Raw genomic sequence first — 818 nt, 5'->3', positions numbered from 1 at the left:
ATAGCGGAACGCCCGCTTATAGACGGGTGCAGACCAAACTGAACCTCCGCAAATGGCCCGAAGCGGACATATCTGGAGCGAACGGATTGCGTTACGTTCTGACGCGGCTTGTAGCCTGCACACGAGCTGACCAGAAATGCGAGACACCTCGCATGACGAGCACGACAATCGCGAAATAGATGGCAATGTCGAGAACTAGAGCGCCTACAGACAGCTTGTCTTCACCGAACGCAAGCACTCGCTCTCTAGAAACGCCTGGCGCGTCGAATAAGTAAGCGACCGGGAAGCCCCCCTTCAGTACCGGCTTGTAGCAGAAATCGGAACCGCTTGGACCACACAGATTTCCGTACACGGCCAGTTCAGGCCCTATACGCTCGACATGTACCGACAAGAATGCCAGCATGACTGCTGAGATAAAAGCGACACTTATCCAGATGAATTTAGTCAAGCTGGACATGAATTCTCCGATCCTTACGATGGACTTCAATTGTCCGTTTTTGGCCGAGTGCAGACCTACTGTAGAGTCCGCTGTCGACCCAAAGCGGCTATCGTAACCGGTTCTCGGACGCCTAGATTGCCTCGACCTACTAGGTACTTGCTCGCCAGCGTTCGACTGCTTTCGTAACCTTGTTCGAGGGCGTGCGCGACAGGTCCCGCCCTTTAAACCGGGAAGTGCTGCCTTTGACGATTGGCGCACTGTCCTGGATCTCGGTTGCTAAGCGACTGATAAATTCTCGTCCCGCGTGTTTATACGCTCCGTGCTCTTCCGCGTTTAGCTCAAGCAAAAAACCGTAACCCACGAAGCTGTGATTGCAATT

General features: G+C 53.5%; 1 protein-coding gene. It reads right to left on the bottom strand.

Going from position 1 to position 818, the window contains the following annotated elements:
• Nucleotides 1-587 precede the first annotated feature (587 nt).
• Nucleotides 588-818, bottom strand: a 231-nt coding sequence (locus MYP_RS26675; RefSeq protein ID WP_045470067.1) for a hypothetical protein, incomplete at its 5' end; no start/stop codon positions are given.

The sequence above is a fragment of the Sporocytophaga myxococcoides genome, from assembly GCF_000775915.1.
In the GTDB taxonomy this organism is placed as follows: domain Bacteria; phylum Bacteroidota; class Bacteroidia; order Cytophagales; family Cytophagaceae; genus Sporocytophaga; species Sporocytophaga myxococcoides_A.
Note: the sequence above shows the minus strand (reverse complement) of the source record. Positions and strands in the feature narration are given on the sequence as shown.